Source organism: Conexibacter sp. CPCC 206217 (assembly GCF_030646165.1).
Lineage (GTDB): Bacteria > Actinomycetota > Thermoleophilia > Solirubrobacterales > Solirubrobacteraceae > Conexibacter.
The window spans coordinates 70,481-88,308 of the sequence record NZ_JAUTDO010000008.1 but is presented as its reverse complement, the minus strand read 5'-3'; the positions used below and the strand labels follow the sequence as shown (position 1 = coordinate 88,308).

Here is a 17,828-nt window from a genome sequence, read left to right as displayed (position 1 = left end):
GCGGCCTCCAAGTATAACTTACTGCAGATGCTTCAGAAAGCTACCAGGTTATACTCGCGCCCGTGTTAACCGTCAGGTTAGCATCAGCGGTTCTGGTGCAGGTGCCGCTTAGGGTCGTGGCCGGCCCGATGGCCGGGTTGCTGGCCGTTATGCTGCTCGCGCCGTTGGCGATCGTCCCCGTCAGGGTGCCCGAGTATAGGCACGCGCCGCCGAGAATGTTGGTGATTAGGATGCCGACGTTGACTCTGACAACGCCTCTGTTTATGTCAACCGTAATCGGCGTTAGCGCTCTTGCGCTCGTGATGGCGCCAGAGCAACCACTGATCGTCACGCCCGTGACGGAGCCCGAAGCGCCGTTCGCGTTGCCGACGAGCGTTCCAGTGAGGGCAGACAGTCTGCAGTTCGAGGTGCCGAGAATCGTTCTCGATGTGAACGCGCCGCCATCCGTGGTTCTGAAGCTGTACGGGTCGGGGCTGATGGCAGCCGAAGCCGAACCACCCAGTGCGGCAAACGACGCAGCCGCCATCGCGGCCACGATCAGGCCACGCTTGAAGACCTTCATGAGATAAGACCTCTCTATTGTGTTGTGCACTACGACCATCACCGCGGTGTCCAACTACGTCGGGCGTCGCGCGGTAGCGCACGGACCCTGCGGACAGCTTGTTTCGCCGTGCTCATACAGAGAGCGCTTCCGCGTCCGGAAACCCATAGGCCCATTTTGAACGCGCAGGCCAATCTTGCGACTAGATTATTGCGCGACCCCCAACTTGTTCAACCGTACCACGCCTGCTGCGACGACTGCAAGCTAGTCCGCATGCATCATGCATAGGCGCGGACAGGATCCCAATTGAGTATGAATCCGAAGATTGCGCTACGACCGGGGTGTTCTTAGCCATCGGACGGCAGTCGGCGCGGGTCCGGCCCCCCAGCGTCAGCGCGCGTACAGTGTCTCGACGACGCCACGCGCGGGCTTTGTGGCGGAGGCATGTCCGACGAGCGTCGAGGGTCTCGTCGGCGACCGTCGCCTCCACAATTTCGTCCATTCACCAGCTCATAGCCGCAGCCATCGCGATTCTCAGCATGATGGCATCCGTGCTGAGGCAGGTTCTCGCATGGAGGTTCGTGACGAGCGGGACAGTCTCGCTTGTGGTGATCGCGCCGCTTCCGTTCGCGACTGAGCCAGTCAGCGTCCCCTCGGATCGAGAGTATCCGTCCAGGACGATAGGTAGAGGTTCGGAGCCGGCGGCAACGGCGGATCCACCCATGACGGCGATCGACGCTGCCAGTAGCGCGACGACAAGGCCGTGCCCACCTGTTGCGGGCCTGTCCTCCCTACTCTCGTAGTCGATGACGGCAAACCTAACCGTGATGTCCGGGCATGCGTAGCCTAGACCCACGATTCCGCACCACGCATGCGACCGCCATTGGCGTCACAAGTCGCACACAGCACGTGCGGAATTATCGGGCTTGTTCGCGCTTGTCTAATTCAGCAGTAACCCGGAGATCGCTACGTGCGCGCCGACGGCTCCCGCCCCGCCCGCCTCCCCGCCGCCCTGAAGCCGGGCAGCTCGAACGCGACCCGCGCGCCGCCCTCGGGCGAGGTCCCAGCGGAGATGCGACCGCCGTGCGCCTCGACGATCGCCCTCGCGATCGCCAAGCCCAGTCCTGCCCCGCCGGTGCGGCGGGCGCGGGCGCTGTCGGTGCGGTGGAAGCGGTCGAAGACGCGGTCGCGCTGCTCGGCGGGGATGCCGGGACCGTCGTCCTCGATCGCCAGCTCGACGCGGTTGCGGCCGATCGGCTTGACCGTCAGCCGCACGAGACCGCCGGGGCCGGTGTGCTCGACCGCGTTGCGGGCGAGGTTGCGCACGACCTGGGCGATCCGGTCCTCGTCGGCGATCAGGCGGCCCTGCGGGAGTCTGCCGAGCTCGAAGCGGCGGTCGGCCGTCAGCGTCAGCGAGTCGAACAGCTCCTCCACGAACGGCGCGAGGTCGAGCGAGTGCGCGCGCACCAGCTCGCCCTCGTCGGCGCGCGCCAGCAGCAGCAGGTCCTCGACGAGGCGCTCCATCCGCAGCACCTCGGTCCTGACGACCTCGTCGACGTGGCGCACGTCCTCCCGCGACACGTCTCTCTGGCGCGCCAGCACCTCCAGCTGGCCGCGGATCACGGTCAGCGGCGTGCGCAGCTCGTGCGAGGCGTCGGCGACGAAGCCGCGCTGGCGCGCGAAGGCGTTCTCGAGCCGGTCGAGCATCGAGTCGAACGCGTCCGACAGCACGCGCACCTCGTCGCGCGGGCGTCTGGAGCCGATCCGCTGCGACAGGTCGCCGGCCGTCACCTCGGCCGCGGTACTGGCCATTCTGCGCAGCGGCCGCGACAGCCGCGAGGCGAGCACGAACCCGAGCGCGATCGCGGCCAGCAGCGTGACCGTGCCGGCGACGAGGAACGTCCGCGCGACGCCGCTCTGCGCGCGCCCGACCGACGCCGCCGACTCTCCCACGCCGATCAGCGCGACCTCTCTGCCGGCGCGCCGCGCGCTGATGAAGTAGAGCCGCAGCGGCTCGTCGTTGACGCGCACGGTCGAGAAGCCGAGCTTCGCGGTGCGCAGCGCGCGCGCCTCGTCGCTCTCGCGGCGCGGCCCGAGCACGTCTCTGCCGACGCGCTGGTCGCCCTCGGCCGGGTTCAGCTCCGACAGGTTCGAGACGTCGCCGCCGCCGCGGATCTTGATCAGGTAGAGGCGCGCGGAGGCGCCGAAGGAGAAGCGGTCCTGCAGGTAGGCGTCGGCGGCCTCGCCGAGCGCTCTCGGTCTGACGTCGTAGCCGAGCCGCTGGTCGACCGCCTGCGCGTCGGTGCGCAGGTCGTCGTCGATCTGGTTGCGGACCTGCGTGCCGGTGCCGCGGTAGGTCGCGACGAACGCGGTCCCGAGCGTGACGACGAGGATCAGCGAGATCGACAACGCGAGGCGTGCTCGCAGGCCGCGCAGCCAGCGCCAGGGCGAACCGCTGCCGCTGGCCCCGCGCACGCTCATGGCCGTGTCGTGAGCCGGTACCCGACCGATCGCAGCGTGTCGATCGGCGCTGGCCGCCCGGGCAGTTCGAGTTTACGCCGCAGGTAGCGGATGTAGACCTCGACGACGTTCGTGCCGGGGTCGAAGTCGTAGCCCCACACGGCGCTGAGGATCTGCTGGCGCGACAGCGCCTGGTCGGGATGGCGCAGGAAGTAGGCGAGCAGGTCGAACTCGCGCGCGGACAGCCGCAGCTCGACGCCGTCGCGTCTGACGGTGCGGCCGAGCAGGTCCAGCTCGATCCCCGCGGCCGACAGCGTCGTGGCGTCCCGCTGGCGCGGCCTGCGCAGGTGCGCGCGCACGCGGGCGGCCAGCTCGTCGAACGAGAACGGCTTCGTGACGTAGTCGGTCGCGCCGCCGTCGAGGCCCGCGACGCGGTCGTCGACGGCCGCGCGCGCGCTCAGCATCACGACCGGCAGCTCGGGCTTGACGCGACGGATCGAGGCCAGCACGGCGAGTCCGTCGCGGCCCGGCAGCATGACGTCGAGGACGACCAGGTCGACGTCGTCGTGCAGCGCGCGCTGCTCGCCTTCGATGCCGTCCCCGGCGACGCTGACGGCGTAGCCCTCAGCCTGCAGGCCGCGCTGGACGAAGTCGGCGATCGCGGTCTCGTCCTCGATCACCAGGATCCGCATGCATCCATCCTACGCCGTGCTTCGCACTGCGAGTTCCACGGAGACCCGCTGAGCCTCGCTACCGACCGGGAACTCGCGGTTCGCGCTCCCGTCATACGCTGCGCGCACGGCGGTGGCCGCTAGGCCGATCTCACGCGCCCTGGATCGTCCAGGTGTCGCCCGCGTGGAGCAGGTGCTCCAGCGCGCTGACGTCGCCGACCTGGCGGTCGGGGTTCTGGCTGGCGGCGGCGCCGTGGATCGGGCGCTGCACCTGGCGGAAGACGCCGATCGGGGTCGGCTCGGTCGGCCGGTCGGCGAGGCGCGCGAGCGCGAACGCCAGCGACGGGTCCTCGCGGTGCTGGTCGTGCACCAGCAGCCGCTGCTCGTTGCCGACCGCCTCGACGATCTCCAGGCCGCCGTCGTCGGCGCGCGCGACGCCGTGCCGCGCGCCCTCGGGCCCGAACACGATCGGCTCGCCGTGCTCGAGCCGGATCTGCATCTGGACCTTCGTGTCCTTCTCGGTCAGGTTGAAGAAGGCGCCGTCGTTGAAGACCGGGCAGTTCTGGTAGATCTCGACCAGCGACGCGCCTCTGTGCTCGGCGGCCTGGCGCAGCACCTCGGTCATGTGCTTTCTGTCGCGGTCCAGCGTGCGCGCGACGAACGTCGCCTCGGCGCCGAGCGCCAGCGCGATCGGGTTGAACGGCCGATCGTGCGAGCCGAACGGGGTCGACTTCGTGATCTTGCCGCGCTCGGAGGTCGGCGACGCCTGCCCCTTCGTCAACCCGTAGATCTGGTTGTTGAACAGCAGGATCTTCACCGGCACGTTGCGCCGCAGCGCGTGGATCAGGTGGTTGCCGCCGATCGAGAGCGCGTCGCCGTCGCCGGAGACGACCCAGATCGAGAGATCCTCGCGCGTCGTCGCCAGGCCCGTCGCGATCGTGGTCGCGCGCCCGTGGATGCTGTGCATCCCGTACGTGTCCATGTAGTACGAGAAACGCCCGGCGCAGCCGATCCCCGTCACGAAGACGGTCCGCTCCGTCGGGATGCCGAGGTCCGGCATCAGCGTCTGGACCGCGTTGAGGATCGCGTAGTCGCCGCAGCCCGGGCACCAGCGCGTCTCCTGGTCGGACTGGAAGTCCGCCTTGGTCAGTCTCGGCGTCCCGCCGTTGCCGTTGACGTGCAGGGTGGCGCTCATCCGGTGACCTCCGACAGGATCGGAGCCTCGATCAGCTCCACGATCGCTTCCTCCAGCTCGGCCGCGAACAACGGCTGGCCGGTGATCTTCGTGTACGGCTTGCAGTCGACGAGGTACTCCGCGCGCAGCAGCTTGACGAGCTGACCCGTGTTCATCTCCGGGATCAGCACCTTCGGGTAGGCGCGCAGCACCTCGCCGAGGTTCTCCGGCATCGGGCTCATGTAGCGCAGGTGCGCGCGAGCGACCTTCAGCCCTCTGTCGCGCACGCGGCGCACGCCGGCGCGGATCGACCCGTACGTCGAGCCCCAGCCGAGGATCAGCACCTCGGCGCCCTCATCCTCGTCGACCTCCAGCAGCGGCAGGTCGCGGGCGATCTTCTCGACCTTCTCGCGCCGCAACCGCGTCATCGTCGCGTGGTTGGCGGGGTCGTAGGAGATGTTGCCCGTGCCGTCCTGCTTCTCGATGCCGCCGATGCGGTGCTCCAGGCCAGGCGTGCCGGGCGGCGCCCACGGCCGCACACCGCGCTCGTCACGGGCGTACGGAAGAAAAGCCTCACCCTCAGGTGGAGCCTGAGCAAAGCCCGCATCGATCTCGGGCAGCTCGTCGAGCGACGGGATCCGCCACGGCTCCGAGGAGTTCGCGAGGAAGCCGTCCGTCAGCAGGATCACCGGGGTGCGCCGCTCGATCGCGGTCTGGACCGCCTCGAACGCCGCTCTGAAGCAGTCGCCCGGCGTCTGCGCCGCGATGATCGGCAGCGGCGCGTCGCCGTGACGGCCGTACATCGCCATCAGCAGGTCCGACTGCTCCGTCTTGGTCGGGAGCCCCGTCGAGGGCCCGGCCCGCTGCACGTCGACGATCACCATCGGCAGCTCCAGCATCAGCGCCAGGCCGATCGTCTCCGCCTTCAGGTCCATGCCCGGCCCGGAGGTCGAGGTGATCCCGAGGTGGCCGCCGAACGCGGCGCCCAACGCGACGCCGGCCGCAGCGATCTCGTCCTCGGCCTGCACCGTGCGCACACCGAGGCCCTCGTGCTTGGACAGCTCGTGCAGGATCTCCGACGCCGGCGTGATCGGATACGACGCCAGCAGCAGCGGCAATCTCGACCGCACGCTTCCGGCGAGCAGGCCCAGCGCGGTCGCCGAGGTGCCGTTGATCTGCCGGTAGGTGCCGGGATCGACGTCGGTCGCCGGCAGGATCCGGTACTGCACGTCGAGCATCTCGGTCGTCTCGCCGAACGACCAACCGGCTCTGAACGCGGCGAGATTGGCCGCCTTCGCGGCCGGCTTGGAGGCGAACTTGCCCTCGATCCAGCGCTCGGTCACGTCGGTCGGACGGTCGTAGAGCCACGACAGGAGGCCGAGCGCGAAGAGGTTCTTGGCGCGGCCCGCGTCACGCGTGCCGACGCCTTCCAGCGCCTCCGACGCGCGCGCGGTCAGCGTCGTCATCGGTACGCGATGGACGGTGAACTCGGCCAGCGAATCATCCTCGAGCGGGCTGACCGGATAGCCGGCCTTCTCCAGGTTGCGTCTGGAGAACGCGTCCTCGTTGACGATGATCGTCGCGCCACGCGGCAGCGACGGGATGTTCGCCTTCAGCGCGGCGGGGTTCATCGCCACCAGCACGTTGGGCGCATCGCCCGGCGTGAGGATGTCACGCGAGGCGAAATGGATCTGGAATGCCGAGACGCCCGGGATCGTGCCCGCGGGCGCGCGGATCTCGGCAGGGAAGTCCGGCAGCGTCGCAAGATCGTTGCCGAGCACCGCCGTCGCGTCCGTGAAGCGACCGCCGGCCAGCTGCATACCGTCGCCGGAGTCACCCGCGAACCGGACGACGACCCGCTCGCGCTCTTCAACCGTCTTGCTCACCGCGTCAGATACCCCTAAGTCGATCAGGATTTACCCCATTGTACGCATAGGGCGTTCGATGAGCGTAGCGGCGCGCCCGCGGCTTAAACACGGAAGGCCCCCTGGCGGAGGCCTTCGGCGTGCGATCGCGGGTGCGAATCAGATGGCGGAGACGTTGACCGCCTTGGGCCCCTTGTCGCCCTGCTCCTCGTCGTAGGAGACCTTGGAGCCCTCAGCGAGCGAGCGGTAGCCGTCGCTGTTGATGCCGGTGTGGTGGACGAAGAGGTCCCTACTGCCTTCATCAGGAGTGATGAAGCCGAAGCCCTTCTCGTCGCTGAACCACTTCACGGTTCCGGTCGCCACGTGTGCCCTCCACTGCGTTCGTGCTGCATGCGCGGAGGATGTTGTCCCCAACGAACCCGCGTGCGTCGCACTGCTTTTGTCGCCGACGCTGTGGCCGGCCTTACGGCGCAGAACGTAGCAGGACCAACACGCCTGTGCCACCCCTTGCTGCACAAGCTCAACATGTCACACGCAACCGGTCGCAATCGACCATGTTTGCTGGGACTTCACGCCCCCAGCGAGATCGCCGAAGTCGCCGCCCAGGCCGGCGCCAGCTCACCGGCGGCGAGCACGCGCTCCAACGCCGCGACGGCCTCGGCCGAAAACTGGGTGCCGGCGCCCGCGCGGCACTCCGTCAGCGCCGCCTCGGGCGAGATCGGCGTGCGGTGCCTGCTCTGGCTCGTCATCGCGTCCCACGCGTCGGCGACGGCGATCAGACGGGCGCCCGGCGGGATCGTCTCGCCGCTCAAACCGTCCGGGTAGCCGGTGCCGTCGGGCCGCTCGTGGTGGGAGCGGATCCACGCGACCTGCTCGGGCGTCAGCACCTCCGTCGCGATCTCCGCGCCGAGCCGCGCGTGCTCGCGCAGCTGCGTCGCCTCCTCCGGCGTGCGGATGCCCGCGGCCAGGATCGCCTCCGGCACGCCGATCTTGCCGACGTCGTGCACGAGCGCGGCTTCGCGCAGCAGCGCGAGCCGCTGCGGCGGCCAGCCGGCGGCGCGCGCCAGCTTCACGACCAGGTCCGCGACGCGCTCGGAGTGGCGCTGGCTCTCGGGGTCCTTCGCGTCGACCGCGCGCGCCAGCGCGCCGATCCCCATCAGCGCCTGGCGCCGGGCGACGCGCTCGGCGCGCTGCTCGGAGCCGAGCTCGTGCAGCAGCTCCGGCACGTAGCGCGCGACGACGTTGCGGCCCTGCGCCTTGGCCCAGTAGAGCGCGTCGTCGGCGGTGCGCACCATCCCCTCGCCGTCGTCGCCGAGCTTGAGGTCGCTGACGCCGACGGAGACCGTTATCGAGCCGGCGGCGCCGATCGGCTCGTGGCCGACCAGCTGGCGGATCCGCTCGGCCGCGGCGTAGGTCTCGTCGGCGTCGGCCTCCGGCAGCAGCAGCGCCAGCTCGTCGCCGCCCAGGCGCGCGAGCAGCTCGCCGGCGCGGATCGTCGCGCCGGCGCGACGCGCGACCGCCACCAGCACGTCGTCGCCGACCTGGTGGCCCCATGTGTCGTTGACGAGCTTGAAGCCGTCGAGGTCGATCAGCGCGAGGCCGAGGTTGCGACCATGGCGACGGGCGCGCTCGGCCTCCCCCTTCAGCCGCTCCTGAAACGCGCGCTGGTTGGCAAGGCCGGTGAGCGGGTCGGTCGTCGCCTGCGCGGCGAGCGCGGCGCGCGCCGCCGAGTTCGTGTTCGCGGCCGCGACCAGCTCGGCGAAGTCGGCGAGGCGATGCTCGACCTCGGCCGCGAACGGCGTCGTGCTCGACAGCACCGCGACGAAGCCCCAGACGTTCTGGTCGCCGCCGATCGGCGCGCCGGCACGGAAGCGGAACGGGCGGTGGTTGGGGCCGCCGTCGGCGCGCGTCGGCAGGCCACGCTTCAGCGCCGCCGCGATCCCGCCGTCGTCGAGCGGCAGCAGGCCCTCGAGCGGCAGCGGGTCGGCGCCGTCGCGCGCCCACGTGCCCGTCACGCGCGCGTGACGCTCGTCCTCGTAGTGCACGACCGCGCCCGCCTCCGCCCCGAACGCGCGCGCCGCCTCGGCGGCGACGAGCGCGTGCACGGCAGCGGGGTCGGCACCGTGCGCGACGGCCGTCGCGACGTGCCGCAGCGCCATCCGCTCGCGTATGTCGAGCGTGCGCTCGTGCTCGTGCGCGGCGACACCGGCGAGATCGTGCAGCGACGCGCGCTCCTCGTCGCCCCACGCGCGCGGGCGCACGTCGTAGACGCAGATCGCGCCCAGGACGGCGCCGTCGCGGCTGAGCAGCGGGGCGGCTATGCAGGCGACGGCGCCCAGCTCGCCGACGATCTCGCCTTCGCGCAGCCGTGGCAGCGCGCGCACGTCGGCGATCGCGAGCGGCGCGTCGAGCGCATCCGCGGCGGCGTGCAGCAGCGCCTCCTCCAGCCGGTCGCCGCGCGTGCGCGAGAGCGGCAGGCCGCAGCCGGCGGCGAGCACGTGCTCGGGCGTCCTGCCGTCGGCGGCCACCGAACCCCGCGCGCAGCGCAGGGCGATCAGCGCGGCCGGCGCCGCGAGCGCACGTGCGGCGACGCGCGCAAGGCGCTCGAACACGATCGGATCGGCGTCGTCGACGAGGTAGGGCACTCTTAGATCCTCGGCCGTTGCATGCCGGGATCACATGCGACCTGGACGAACGTTCAGTTCAGTCGCCGAGGCGGGACATGCGCGCGAGCGCCTCGTGGCACTCGACGACGCGTCTGCGGACCGGGTCTCTGTCAGGCCGGTCGTGCACCAGATCCCACGTGCGGTCGGCGATCTCGCGCGCGTTCTCGGGCGTTGCGCTCTGCCACAGCTTGTCCACCAGCAGCAGCTCGAAGGCCTCGACCTGCTGCTCCGGCTTCCCGGGCGGCACTCTCGGCAGCGGGGTGCCGGTGACCTCTCGCCACATGCCGGTGGCGACGAGGAGGCGGTTGCGAAGGGTGACTGGATCCATGGTCGAGAAGCAGGCGCGGCGGCGAGCTCGCAGCATCCTAGGCGACTTGCGCGCGCAGCGGCGTGCGGCCGGCAGCGGCCGCGGGTCCGACCGGTCCGGCCGATGACCGCGGCGGGCAGGGCAGCCTCACAACCGCGGCAGCCGCTGCGCCGATCCCAGCATCGGCGCGAACAGGTCGCCCTGCTCGGCGACGCGCCGCAGCACGTCGGACGGCTCGAACGCGAGCCGCTCGGCGGCGCCGGCGGCGTGCGCCTCGCGCAGCTCCTCCCACGCCAGCGGCGTCGAGACGGTCGGCCGCTCCCGCGCGCGCACGGAGTAGACCGCGACCGTCGTCTTGTGGACGTCGTTCTGGCTCCAGTCGACGAGCACCTTGCCGACGCGCAGCCGCTTGGTCATGCGCGAGACGACGAGGTCGGGCAGCCGCCGCTCCAGCAGCTCCGCGATCCGCCGCGCGAACGGCTTCGTCTGCTCGTAGGTCGCGGCGTGCTCGCCGAGCGGCACGTAGACCTGCAGGCCCTTGGAGCCCGACGTCTTGACGACGCTGCGCAGTCTCAGCTGGCTGAAGAGCCCTTCCAGCAGCAGCGCGACCTCGGCGCACTGCGCCAGGCCGGCGCCGTCGCCCGGGTCGAGGTCGAAGACGACGGCGGTCGGGTGGTCCATGTCGCGCGCGAGCGACAGCGACGGGTGCAGCTCGATCGCCGCGAGGTTCGCCGTCCACGCCAGCGTCGCGGGGTCCTGCACGAGCGTGTAGTTGAGCCGTCTGCGCTCGCTGCGGCTGTAGATCGAGGCGGTCTGGACCCACTCGGGACGGTGCGACGGCGAGTTCTTCTCGTAGAAGGTTCTACCCTCCACGCCGTCGGGCCAGCGGCGCAGCGTCACCGGGCGATCCTGCAGGTGCGGCAGCAGCGTCGGCGCGATCGCGACGTAGTACTCGATCAGGTCGCCCTTCGCGAAGCCGCTCGCCGGGTACAGGACCTTGTCCCAGTTGGAGAATCTCTGCCCGCGCAGGTCGGCGCGCTCGCGCACGACCTCCTGCGGCGGCTTGTCGTCGCGCAGGCCCTTGAAGACCGGCTGGCGCAGCAGCCCCTCCTGCGTGCGCTCGGTGTACTCGACGTCGGCGACCAGCAGCGGCTCGACCCAGTGCGCTCCGCGCGGGATCGTCGCCGACGCCGATCTCGATCTGGTCGTCGACCTCGCGAACGGGCGGGTTCTGCGCTCGATCGCGCGCAGCCGCTGCAGCAGGTCGTCGAGCTGCGCCTCGCTGAGACCGCTGCCGACGCGGCCGGCGTACCTGAGCGGCGCGCCCGGCTGCTCGCGGTCGCCGACCAGCAGCGCGCCGATCCGCTGCTCGCGGTTGCCCTCGCCCTCCAGCCAGCCGCCGATCACCAGCTCCTGGCGCAGGCGGTTGCGCAGCTTGCGCCAGGCGCCGCTGCGACGGCCGGGCTCGTAGCGGCTGTCCAGGCGCTTGGCGACGATCCCCTCCAGCCCCTGCTCGCGCGTCGCCGCCAGCAGCGCCGCGCCGTTGCCGCGGTGGTAGCTGGGCACGCGCCAGGCGTCGCCGCCGCCCAGCTCCAGCGCCTCCAGCTGCGCGCGCCGCTCTGCGTAGGGAACGTCCAGCAGCGAGCGGCCGTCGCGGTGCAGCAGGTCGAAGATCACGTACGTGACCGGGTGACCGCGCACGGCCCGTCTGATCGACGCCTCGCTGCCGGCGTTCATGCGCCCCTGCAGCCGCTCGAAGCTCGGCTTGCCGTGCTCGTCGAGCGCGACCAGCTCGCCGTCGAGCAGCACCTCGTAGGCGCCGCGCGCCGCCAACGCGCGGCCGATCGGCCGGACCTCCGGGTAGCGGGCGGTGATCTCCTTCTGCGTGCGGCTCTCGATCCGCACCTGGCCGTGGTCGACCCACAGCAGCGCGCGGATCCCGTCCCACTTGACCTCGTGGCCCCAGCGCGCGTCCTCGGCGTGCGGCGGCAGCTCGCCGGCCTTCGCGAGCATCGGCAGCAGGCTCTCCGGCAGCGGCGCGCGCCGCGGGTCCTGCGGCGGATCCATCCGGTGGATCATCCACTCGCCCTGGGGGCCGTCGCTCGCCTCTGCGTTCGCCTTCGACTTCGGTCTCGGCGTCGCGCGGCCGATCGGGAAGAGGCCGTAGCGCCCCTCGACGCGCTCGCCGTGAAGCGTCACCTCGACCTTTCTGGCGGTCAGCTCGTGCGTCTCGTACGTGCCGTGGTCGAAGATCCCCATCGTGCCGGCGCCATAGCTGCCCGCGGGGATCGTGCCGTGGAAGTCGAGGTACTCGAGCGGATGGTCCTCGGTGCGCACGGCGATGCGGTCGTCGCCGGGGTCGAGCGGGATCCCGCGCGGGAGCGCCCACGAGGCGAGCACGCCGTCGGTCTCCAGCCGCAGGTCCCAGTGCAGTCGGGTCGCGTCGTGCTGCTGGATCACGAAGCGAGGGGATTCGCCGGCGCGAGCTCCCCCCTCCCCGCGCGGCTCGGCGGTCGCGGCGAAGTCGCGCTTGTCGCGGTAGTCGACGAGCCGGTCGCGTCTGCGGGGCATGGCGCCACCGTACCCCTTGCGCGCCGTCCGACATACGTCCAAGACAGAGGCCGTGACGAGCGGTGCAGCGGCTGCGCGCCGATGGGTGGGCATGCGCCGCCACCGTCTCCTTTCGCTCCTCTGCCTCCTGATCGTCTCGGTCTTCGCCCTCCCCGCCGCAGCGCACGGCGCCGGCCACAGAGCCAGCCGCGCGACGACCTCGACCGCGGCATGCGCGGCGGCCGACGTCGACGTCACCGGGGCGACGCTGGAGAAGGCGACCGACGCGACGCTCTGCCTGCTCAACCGCGAGCGCTCGCAGCGCGGGATGAAGCCGCTGCAGCTCGACCCGAAGCTGGGCCGGGCAGCGCGCGCGCACTCGCAGGACATGGTCAAGCGCCAGTACTTCGAGCACGAGTCGCAGGACGGGCGCACGCCGTTCCAGCGCATGCTGGCGACCCGCTACGTGCCGAAGGGCGCCAGCTGGACGCTCGGCGAGAACATCGGCTGGGGCACGCTCGACCTGGCGCAGCCGGGCGCGCTCGTGAAGGCGTGGATGGACAGCCCCGGCCACCGCGCCAACATCCTCAACCCGCGCTTTCGCGAGATCGGGATAGGGATCGTCCCCGGCGTGCCGCTGCACGACGAAGAGGGTCAGCCGGGCGCGACGTACACGACCGACTTCGGGCAGCACTCGTAGCCGACGCCCGCGCCCCGGCGCGGGTATCTTCGACCGCCATGGCCACGACTCCGAACGATCTCTGGCTCGTCCGCCACGGCGAGACCGAGTGGTCGCTGACCCGCCGCCACACGGGCCGCACCGACATCCCGCTGACGCCGCATGGCGAGCGGCAGGCCGCGACGGTCGCGCCGGCGCTGAGCCACGTCGGTTTCGCGCTCGTCCTCTCCAGCCCGCTGCAGCGCGCGCGGCGGACCGCCGAGCTGGCCGGCTTCGGCGACCGACTCGAACTCGACGACGACCTGGTCGAGGTCGACTACGGCGACTACGAGGGCCTCACGACCGTCGAGATCCGTGAGCGACGGCCCGGCTGGGACCTCTGGCGCGACGGCTGCCCTGACGGCGAGACGATCGCCGAGGTCGCGGCCCGCTGCACGCGCGCCCTCGCGCGCGCCCGCGCCGCCGACGGACCGGTCCTCGTCGTCGCCCACAGCCATCTGCTGCGCACCTTCGCCTCGGTCGCGCTGGAGCTGGATCCGAACGCCGGCCGCCATCTCGTGCTCGACCCGACCAGCATCTCCGTCATCGGCGCCGAACGCGAGGTCCCCGCCCTGCGCCTGTGGAACGACGTCGGCCACCTCCCCACCCCCGCCTGACACGCGCCGGCAGAGCGGTGGCCGTGACGGCGTGAGCGATCCGTTCGGCGCGGTGAGCCGTACTGGGTGGTGATGCGGCTTGACGGCGCCACCTGCCTGGTCACCGGTGCGAATCGGGGGATCGGGCGGGCGATTGCGGAGGAGCTGGCGCGGCGGCCGGTGCGGCTGCTCGCCGGGGTGCGGGCGCTGGACAGATGGCAGCCGCTCGATGGGGCCGGCGCACGTGCGCGCGAGGTCGTGCCGGTGCGGCTCGACCTCTCCAGCCGCGCGGCGCTCGACGGCTGCGTCGCGGAGCTGGGCGATGACTTGGACCAGATCGACGTGCTCGTCAACAACGCCGGGCAGATGACCGGCGGGCTGCTGGAGGAGCAGCGGATGGATGAGATCGAGGCGATGGTGCAGGTCAACCTGCTCGCCGCGATCCAGCTGACGCAGCGGGTGCTGCCGGGGATGCTCGCGCGGGGCCGCGGCATGATCGTCAACAACGCCTCGATCAGCGGCTACGCCTACTTCCCCTCCGCCTCCACCTACGCCGCCTCCAAGGCCGGAATCGTCGCCTTCACCGAGTCGCTGCAGCGCGAGCTGCGCGGCACCGGCGTGCGGACGCTGCAGCTCGTCACGCCCGGCGTCGAGTCCGACATGCTCGACGCGACGACCGAGCTGTACGCGCGGCACCTCGACACCTCGGGCTGGGAGACGATCCCCGCCGCCGAATGGGCGCGCCGCGCGGTCGAGGCGATCGAGCGCGACAAGCGCGTGCTCGGCCCCGGCGGCAAGACCGCGCTCGCGAAGCTCGCCTCGCGCGGTCCTGCGCAGCTGCTCGACACGATCGCCGGCCGCGGCTTCAGCCGAACGCCGCGCCGCTGAGCCGTGGTCGTCGCGGCGCCGTCGGTCAGCCGGACGCCGCGCCGCTGAGCGAATCGTCCGCGTCGTGGGCGAGCGGTGTGGCGCGCGCCGGCGCGGCGGCGGGCGGCGCGTCGGTCAGCGCGAGGCGCGGGGCGGTCGCCGGCAGCGACGGAAGCGGTTCGCGCTGGAACGCGGGTTTGGCGAGCACCACCTGCACGTCCTGGATGCGACGTTCGGCGAAGCCCGCCTCGCAGTAGGCGAGGTACAGCTCCCAGACGCGCCGGAAGCGCTCGTCGTAGCCGCACAGGCGCAGCTCGTCCCAGGCCGCGAGGAAGTTGGCGCGCCATGCCGCCAGCGTCGGGACGTAGTGGGCGGTGATGTCCTCCAGTCGCACGTTGCGCAGGTCGGTGCGGCCGACGGAGCGCTCGATCGCCGCCATCGACGGCAGCGACCCGCCCGGGAAGACGAACGCGTTGATGAAGCCGATCGAGGCGCGTTCGACGCGGTACGTCAGGTCCGACGTGACGATCGCCTGCAGCAGCATCGCGCCGTCGTCCTTCAGGCGCTCGCTGCAGACCCGGAAGTACGTGTCGAGGTGCTCCCAGCCGACCGCCTCGATCATCTCGATCGAGACGAGCTTGTCGTAGCTGCCGCGCAGGTCGCGGTAGTCCTGCAGCAGCACGGTGACGCGATCCGCCAAGCCGGCGTCGCGGACGGCCGCGACCGCGTGGTCGTGCTGCGCGCGCGAGATCGTCGTCGTCGTGACGCGGCAGCCGTAGCGGCCGGCAGCGTGGATCGCGAAGCCGCCCCAGCCGGTGCCGATCTCCAGCACGTGGTCGCGCGGGGAGAGGTCGAGCGTGCGGCAGATCCGCTCCAGCTTCGCGACCGACGCCTCGCGCAGCGTCGCGTCCGGGCGCTCGAAGATCCCGCACGAGTACATCATCGTCTCGTCGAGGAAGCGCGAGAACAGCTCGTTGCCGAGGTCGTAGTGCGCGGCGATCCGCTCGCGCGAGCGCTCGCGCGTGTTCGCGCGCAGCTTCCACGCGGTCCGCTGCAACGGACCGACGACGGGCAGCAGCCGCTCGCGCACGCGGTCGCCGGCGACCATCGCCCGCGCGGCGATCCGCACCAGCGTCACCAGCTCGTCGCACTCCCACAGGCCGTCCATGTAGGCGCGGCCGAGGCCGACGCCGTGGCTGCCGACGAGCTGCGTGTAGAACGCCGGCGAGCGGACCAGCAGCCGCGCCCGCAACGGCGCTGCGGGCGGCGACGCCTGCGTGCCGAACACGAGCACCGTCCCGTCCGGCTCGACCAGCTCGATCACGCCGCCGCGCACGCGCCGCAACAGCGCGTGGGCGACGGTGCGGGCGGCGCGTTCGGCGGTGGTCATCGGAGAGCCTCCGAATGGGTTGCCGCCGGTTTCGCGTGCCACCCCACCCCCTTCAGCTTCAGCCGCAGCGCTTCCACGTAGATCCGCACCAGCACCTGGGCGGTCACGAGCGGGTGGCGCAGCAGGATCGTCGTGAGGCTGCGGCGAGCGATCTCGCGGCGGTGGAGCGCGAGGCCGGCGTCGAAGACGACCGCGCCGTCGCGCTCGTTGGCGATCGAGATCGCGATCCGCGCTCCAGGCGTCGAGATCCGCCAGACGTATTCCATCTCCATCTCCATCAGGGGCGACACGTGCAGTGCTTTCGTGTGTCGGCTCACGAGCACGTTTGCATCGTTCCCACCTGCCCCCGCGACGTAAGCATGGCGCTCGCCCCACGGCGTGTTGGTGACTTCGGCAACGACCGCCTCGACCCGCTCGCCGCGCGCGTCGAAGCACCAGTAGAAGGCGACCGGGTTGAAGCCGACGCCCCACGTGCGCACCTGCGCGAGCATCCGCACCGGGCCGGCCGGACGGCTGCCGAGGCGCTGCTCGACGAGGTCGCGCACGGCCTCGTCGAGCGGGACCGACGGATCGCCGAGGTAGTCCGCGCGCCGCCACCAGGCCGGCGCGCGCCGCCGCGCCGACCACAGCGGATGGCCGTCGAACAGCCGCGGCAGCTCATCGAGGTCGAGATACATCAGGTACAGCCGCGCCTTGAACGCGTGCTCGACGGGCGCGCGGCGACGGTGCGTCACGACGCCCTCGTAGATCGCGGAGTTCGTCACAACCGTCCCCCCAGCCGCTCGCACGCGCGCAGCGCGCTGACGACGCCGTCCTCGTGGAAGCCCCAGCCCCAGTAGGCGCCGCAGTACGACGTGCGCCCGTCGCCCTCCAGCTCGTGCCAGCGCTGCTGCGCCGCCTGGCCGGCGCTCGTGTAGACGGGATGGTCGTACTCGAAGCGGGCGATCACGTGCTCGCGGCGGATCTCGTCGGAGCGGTTGAGCGTGACGCAGAACTCGCGGTCGGCAGCGAACGACTGCAGGCGATTCATGTGGTAGGTCACGGTCGGGCGGTCGCTCGCGCGCTCGCCGAGGTGGTAGTTCCAGCTCGCCCACGCGCGCCGCCGCCGCGGCAGCATTCCGCGGTCGGTGTGCAGCACGACCTCGTTGCGCTGGTAGGGGAACGCGCCGAGCAGCTCGCGCTCGCGCTCGCTCGGGTCGGCCAGCATCCGCAGCGCCTGGTCGCTGTGGACCGCGACCACGACGTGGTCGTAGCGCTCGGCGTCGCCGCCGCGCGGCGTCACCGCGACGTGGTCGGGGCGACGCTCGATCCGCTGCACCGGCGTCGCCAACCGCACCCGCTCGGAGCCGAGTCGCGCGACGATCGCCTCGACGTAACGCGCGGAGCCGCCGGTGACGGTGCGCCACTGCGGGCGGTCGCGGAAGCCGAGCATGCCGTGGTTGTCGAAGAACTCGACGAGGAAGCGCGCCGGAAAGCTCCACAGCTGTCCCGGATCGGCCGACCAGACCGCCGCCGCCTGCGGCACGATCAGCTTCTGCACGAACGCGTCGGAGTAGCGGCGCGCCCGCAGGTACTCGCGCAACGACGGATCCCACGCCGACGCGCTGGTCTCGAGCAGCTCGCGCGCCTCGCGGTTGAAGCGGATCAGGTCGGCGACCATCCGCTGGAACGACGGCGAGACGAGGTGGCTGCGCTTCGCGTAGAGGCCGTTCGGCGAGGCGCCGTTGTACTCGAAGTCGCCGATCGTGTCGGAGACGCCGAAGCTCATCGGCGACGGCTGCGTCGCGACGCCGAGCTGATCGATCAGCCGGGTGAAGTGCGGGTAGTTGCGGTCGTTGTGGACGATGAAGCCGGTGTCGACGTCATACGCGCCGCGCTCGGTCTCGACCCGCTGCGTGTGCGTGTGGCCGCCGGCGTAGTCGTTGGCCTCCAGCAGCGTCACGTCGTGAAGACCGTGCAGCACGTGGGCGGCGACGAGTCCCGAGACGCCGGAGCCGATGATCGCGATCTTCACGATGGTTCC

Annotated in this window: 16 protein-coding genes; 4 read left to right on the top strand and 12 right to left on the bottom strand. The window is 71.4% G+C overall.

The window, feature by feature from the left end:
- Nucleotides 1–62 precede the first annotated feature (62 nt).
- Nucleotides 63–569, top strand: coding sequence for a hypothetical protein (locus Q7L65_RS21420; RefSeq protein WP_304724341.1), 507 nt, complete (start codon nt 63–65; stop codon nt 567–569).
- 474 nt (nt 570–1,043) lie between these two features.
- Here Q7L65_RS21420 and Q7L65_RS21415 read toward each other — a convergent pair whose 3' ends face one another.
- The 9 genes from Q7L65_RS21415 to ligD all read right to left on the bottom strand — a co-directional run bounded on the left by Q7L65_RS21415 (nt 1,044) and on the right by ligD (nt 12,255).
- A complete protein-coding gene (locus tag Q7L65_RS21415) occupies nt 1,044–1,397 on the bottom strand; it encodes a hypothetical protein (protein ID WP_304724339.1) in 354 nt (117 codons plus the stop codon).
- Nucleotides 1,398–1,507: 110 nt separating this feature from the next.
- Nucleotides 1,508–3,022: a cell wall metabolism sensor histidine kinase WalK gene (locus Q7L65_RS21410; RefSeq protein ID WP_304724338.1), complete on the bottom strand. Its 1,515-nt coding sequence runs from the start codon at nt 3,020–3,022 to the stop codon at nt 1,508–1,510.
- Nucleotides 3,019–3,693: a response regulator transcription factor gene (locus Q7L65_RS21405; RefSeq protein WP_304724336.1), complete on the bottom strand. Its 675-nt coding sequence runs from the start codon at nt 3,691–3,693 to the stop codon at nt 3,019–3,021. The genes Q7L65_RS21410 and Q7L65_RS21405 overlap by 4 nt, the downstream gene beginning before the upstream one ends.
- 130 nt (nt 3,694–3,823) lie before the next feature.
- On the bottom strand, nt 3,824–4,867 hold the full coding sequence (locus Q7L65_RS21400) for a 2-oxoacid:ferredoxin oxidoreductase subunit beta (protein ID WP_304724334.1): 1,044 nt from the start codon (nt 4,865–4,867) through the stop codon (nt 3,824–3,826).
- Nucleotides 4,864–6,732 carry a 2-oxoacid:acceptor oxidoreductase subunit alpha gene (locus Q7L65_RS21395; RefSeq protein ID WP_304724333.1) on the bottom strand — a complete coding sequence of 623 codons (1,869 nt, stop codon included), beginning with the start codon at nt 6,730–6,732 and terminating at the stop codon, nt 4,864–4,866. Before Q7L65_RS21395 ends, Q7L65_RS21400 begins: the two co-directional genes overlap by 4 nt.
- A gap of 138 nt (nt 6,733–6,870) precedes the next feature.
- Nucleotides 6,871–7,074 (bottom strand): cold-shock protein, encoded by a 204-nt coding sequence (locus Q7L65_RS21390; protein WP_304724332.1) that lies wholly within the window; start codon nt 7,072–7,074, stop codon nt 6,871–6,873.
- Nucleotides 7,075–7,280: 206 nt separating this feature from the next.
- Nucleotides 7,281–9,356 carry a diguanylate cyclase gene (locus Q7L65_RS21385; RefSeq protein ID WP_304724330.1) on the bottom strand — a complete coding sequence of 692 codons (2,076 nt, stop codon included), beginning with the start codon at nt 9,354–9,356 and terminating at the stop codon, nt 7,281–7,283.
- A 58-nt stretch (nt 9,357–9,414) separates the two neighbouring features.
- On the bottom strand, nt 9,415–9,705 hold the full coding sequence (locus tag Q7L65_RS21380; protein ID WP_304724328.1) for a hypothetical protein: 291 nt from the start codon (nt 9,703–9,705) through the stop codon (nt 9,415–9,417).
- A 126-nt stretch (nt 9,706–9,831) separates the two neighbouring features.
- Nucleotides 9,832–12,255, bottom strand: coding sequence for a DNA ligase D (gene ligD, locus Q7L65_RS21375; protein ID WP_304724327.1), 2,424 nt, complete (start codon nt 12,253–12,255; stop codon nt 9,832–9,834).
- Nucleotides 12,256–12,346: 91 nt separating this feature from the next.
- Between ligD and Q7L65_RS21370 the strand changes: the two genes are divergently transcribed.
- From Q7L65_RS21370 to Q7L65_RS21360, 3 genes are all read left to right on the top strand, one after another.
- Nucleotides 12,347–12,934 (top strand): CAP domain-containing protein, encoded by a 588-nt coding sequence (locus Q7L65_RS21370; RefSeq protein WP_304724326.1) that lies wholly within the window; start codon nt 12,347–12,349, stop codon nt 12,932–12,934.
- Between the two features lie 38 nt (nt 12,935–12,972).
- Nucleotides 12,973–13,569 (top strand): histidine phosphatase family protein, encoded by a 597-nt coding sequence (locus Q7L65_RS21365; RefSeq protein WP_304724324.1) that lies wholly within the window; start codon nt 12,973–12,975, stop codon nt 13,567–13,569.
- Nucleotides 13,570–13,641: 72 nt separating this feature from the next.
- Nucleotides 13,642–14,436, top strand: coding sequence for an SDR family oxidoreductase (locus tag Q7L65_RS21360; protein ID WP_304724322.1), 795 nt, complete (start codon nt 13,642–13,644; stop codon nt 14,434–14,436).
- Nucleotides 14,437–14,461: 25 nt separating this feature from the next.
- Here Q7L65_RS21360 and Q7L65_RS21355 read toward each other — a convergent pair whose 3' ends face one another.
- From Q7L65_RS21355 to Q7L65_RS21345, 3 genes are read right to left on the bottom strand one after another with little or no spacing between them, the layout of a single operon-like run.
- Complete coding sequence (locus Q7L65_RS21355; RefSeq protein WP_304724320.1) at nt 14,462–15,805, bottom strand: cyclopropane-fatty-acyl-phospholipid synthase family protein; 1,344 nt, start codon at nt 15,803–15,805, stop codon at nt 14,462–14,464.
- Complete coding sequence (locus tag Q7L65_RS21350) at nt 15,802–16,569, bottom strand: DUF1365 domain-containing protein (RefSeq protein ID WP_304724318.1); 768 nt, start codon at nt 16,567–16,569, stop codon at nt 15,802–15,804. Before Q7L65_RS21350 ends, Q7L65_RS21355 begins: the two co-directional genes overlap by 4 nt.
- Entirely contained in the window at nt 16,566–17,819 is a 1,254-nt protein-coding gene (locus Q7L65_RS21345; protein WP_304724317.1) for an NAD(P)/FAD-dependent oxidoreductase, read from the bottom strand. Before Q7L65_RS21345 ends, Q7L65_RS21350 begins: the two co-directional genes overlap by 4 nt.
- Nucleotides 17,820–17,828 lie beyond the last annotated feature (9 nt).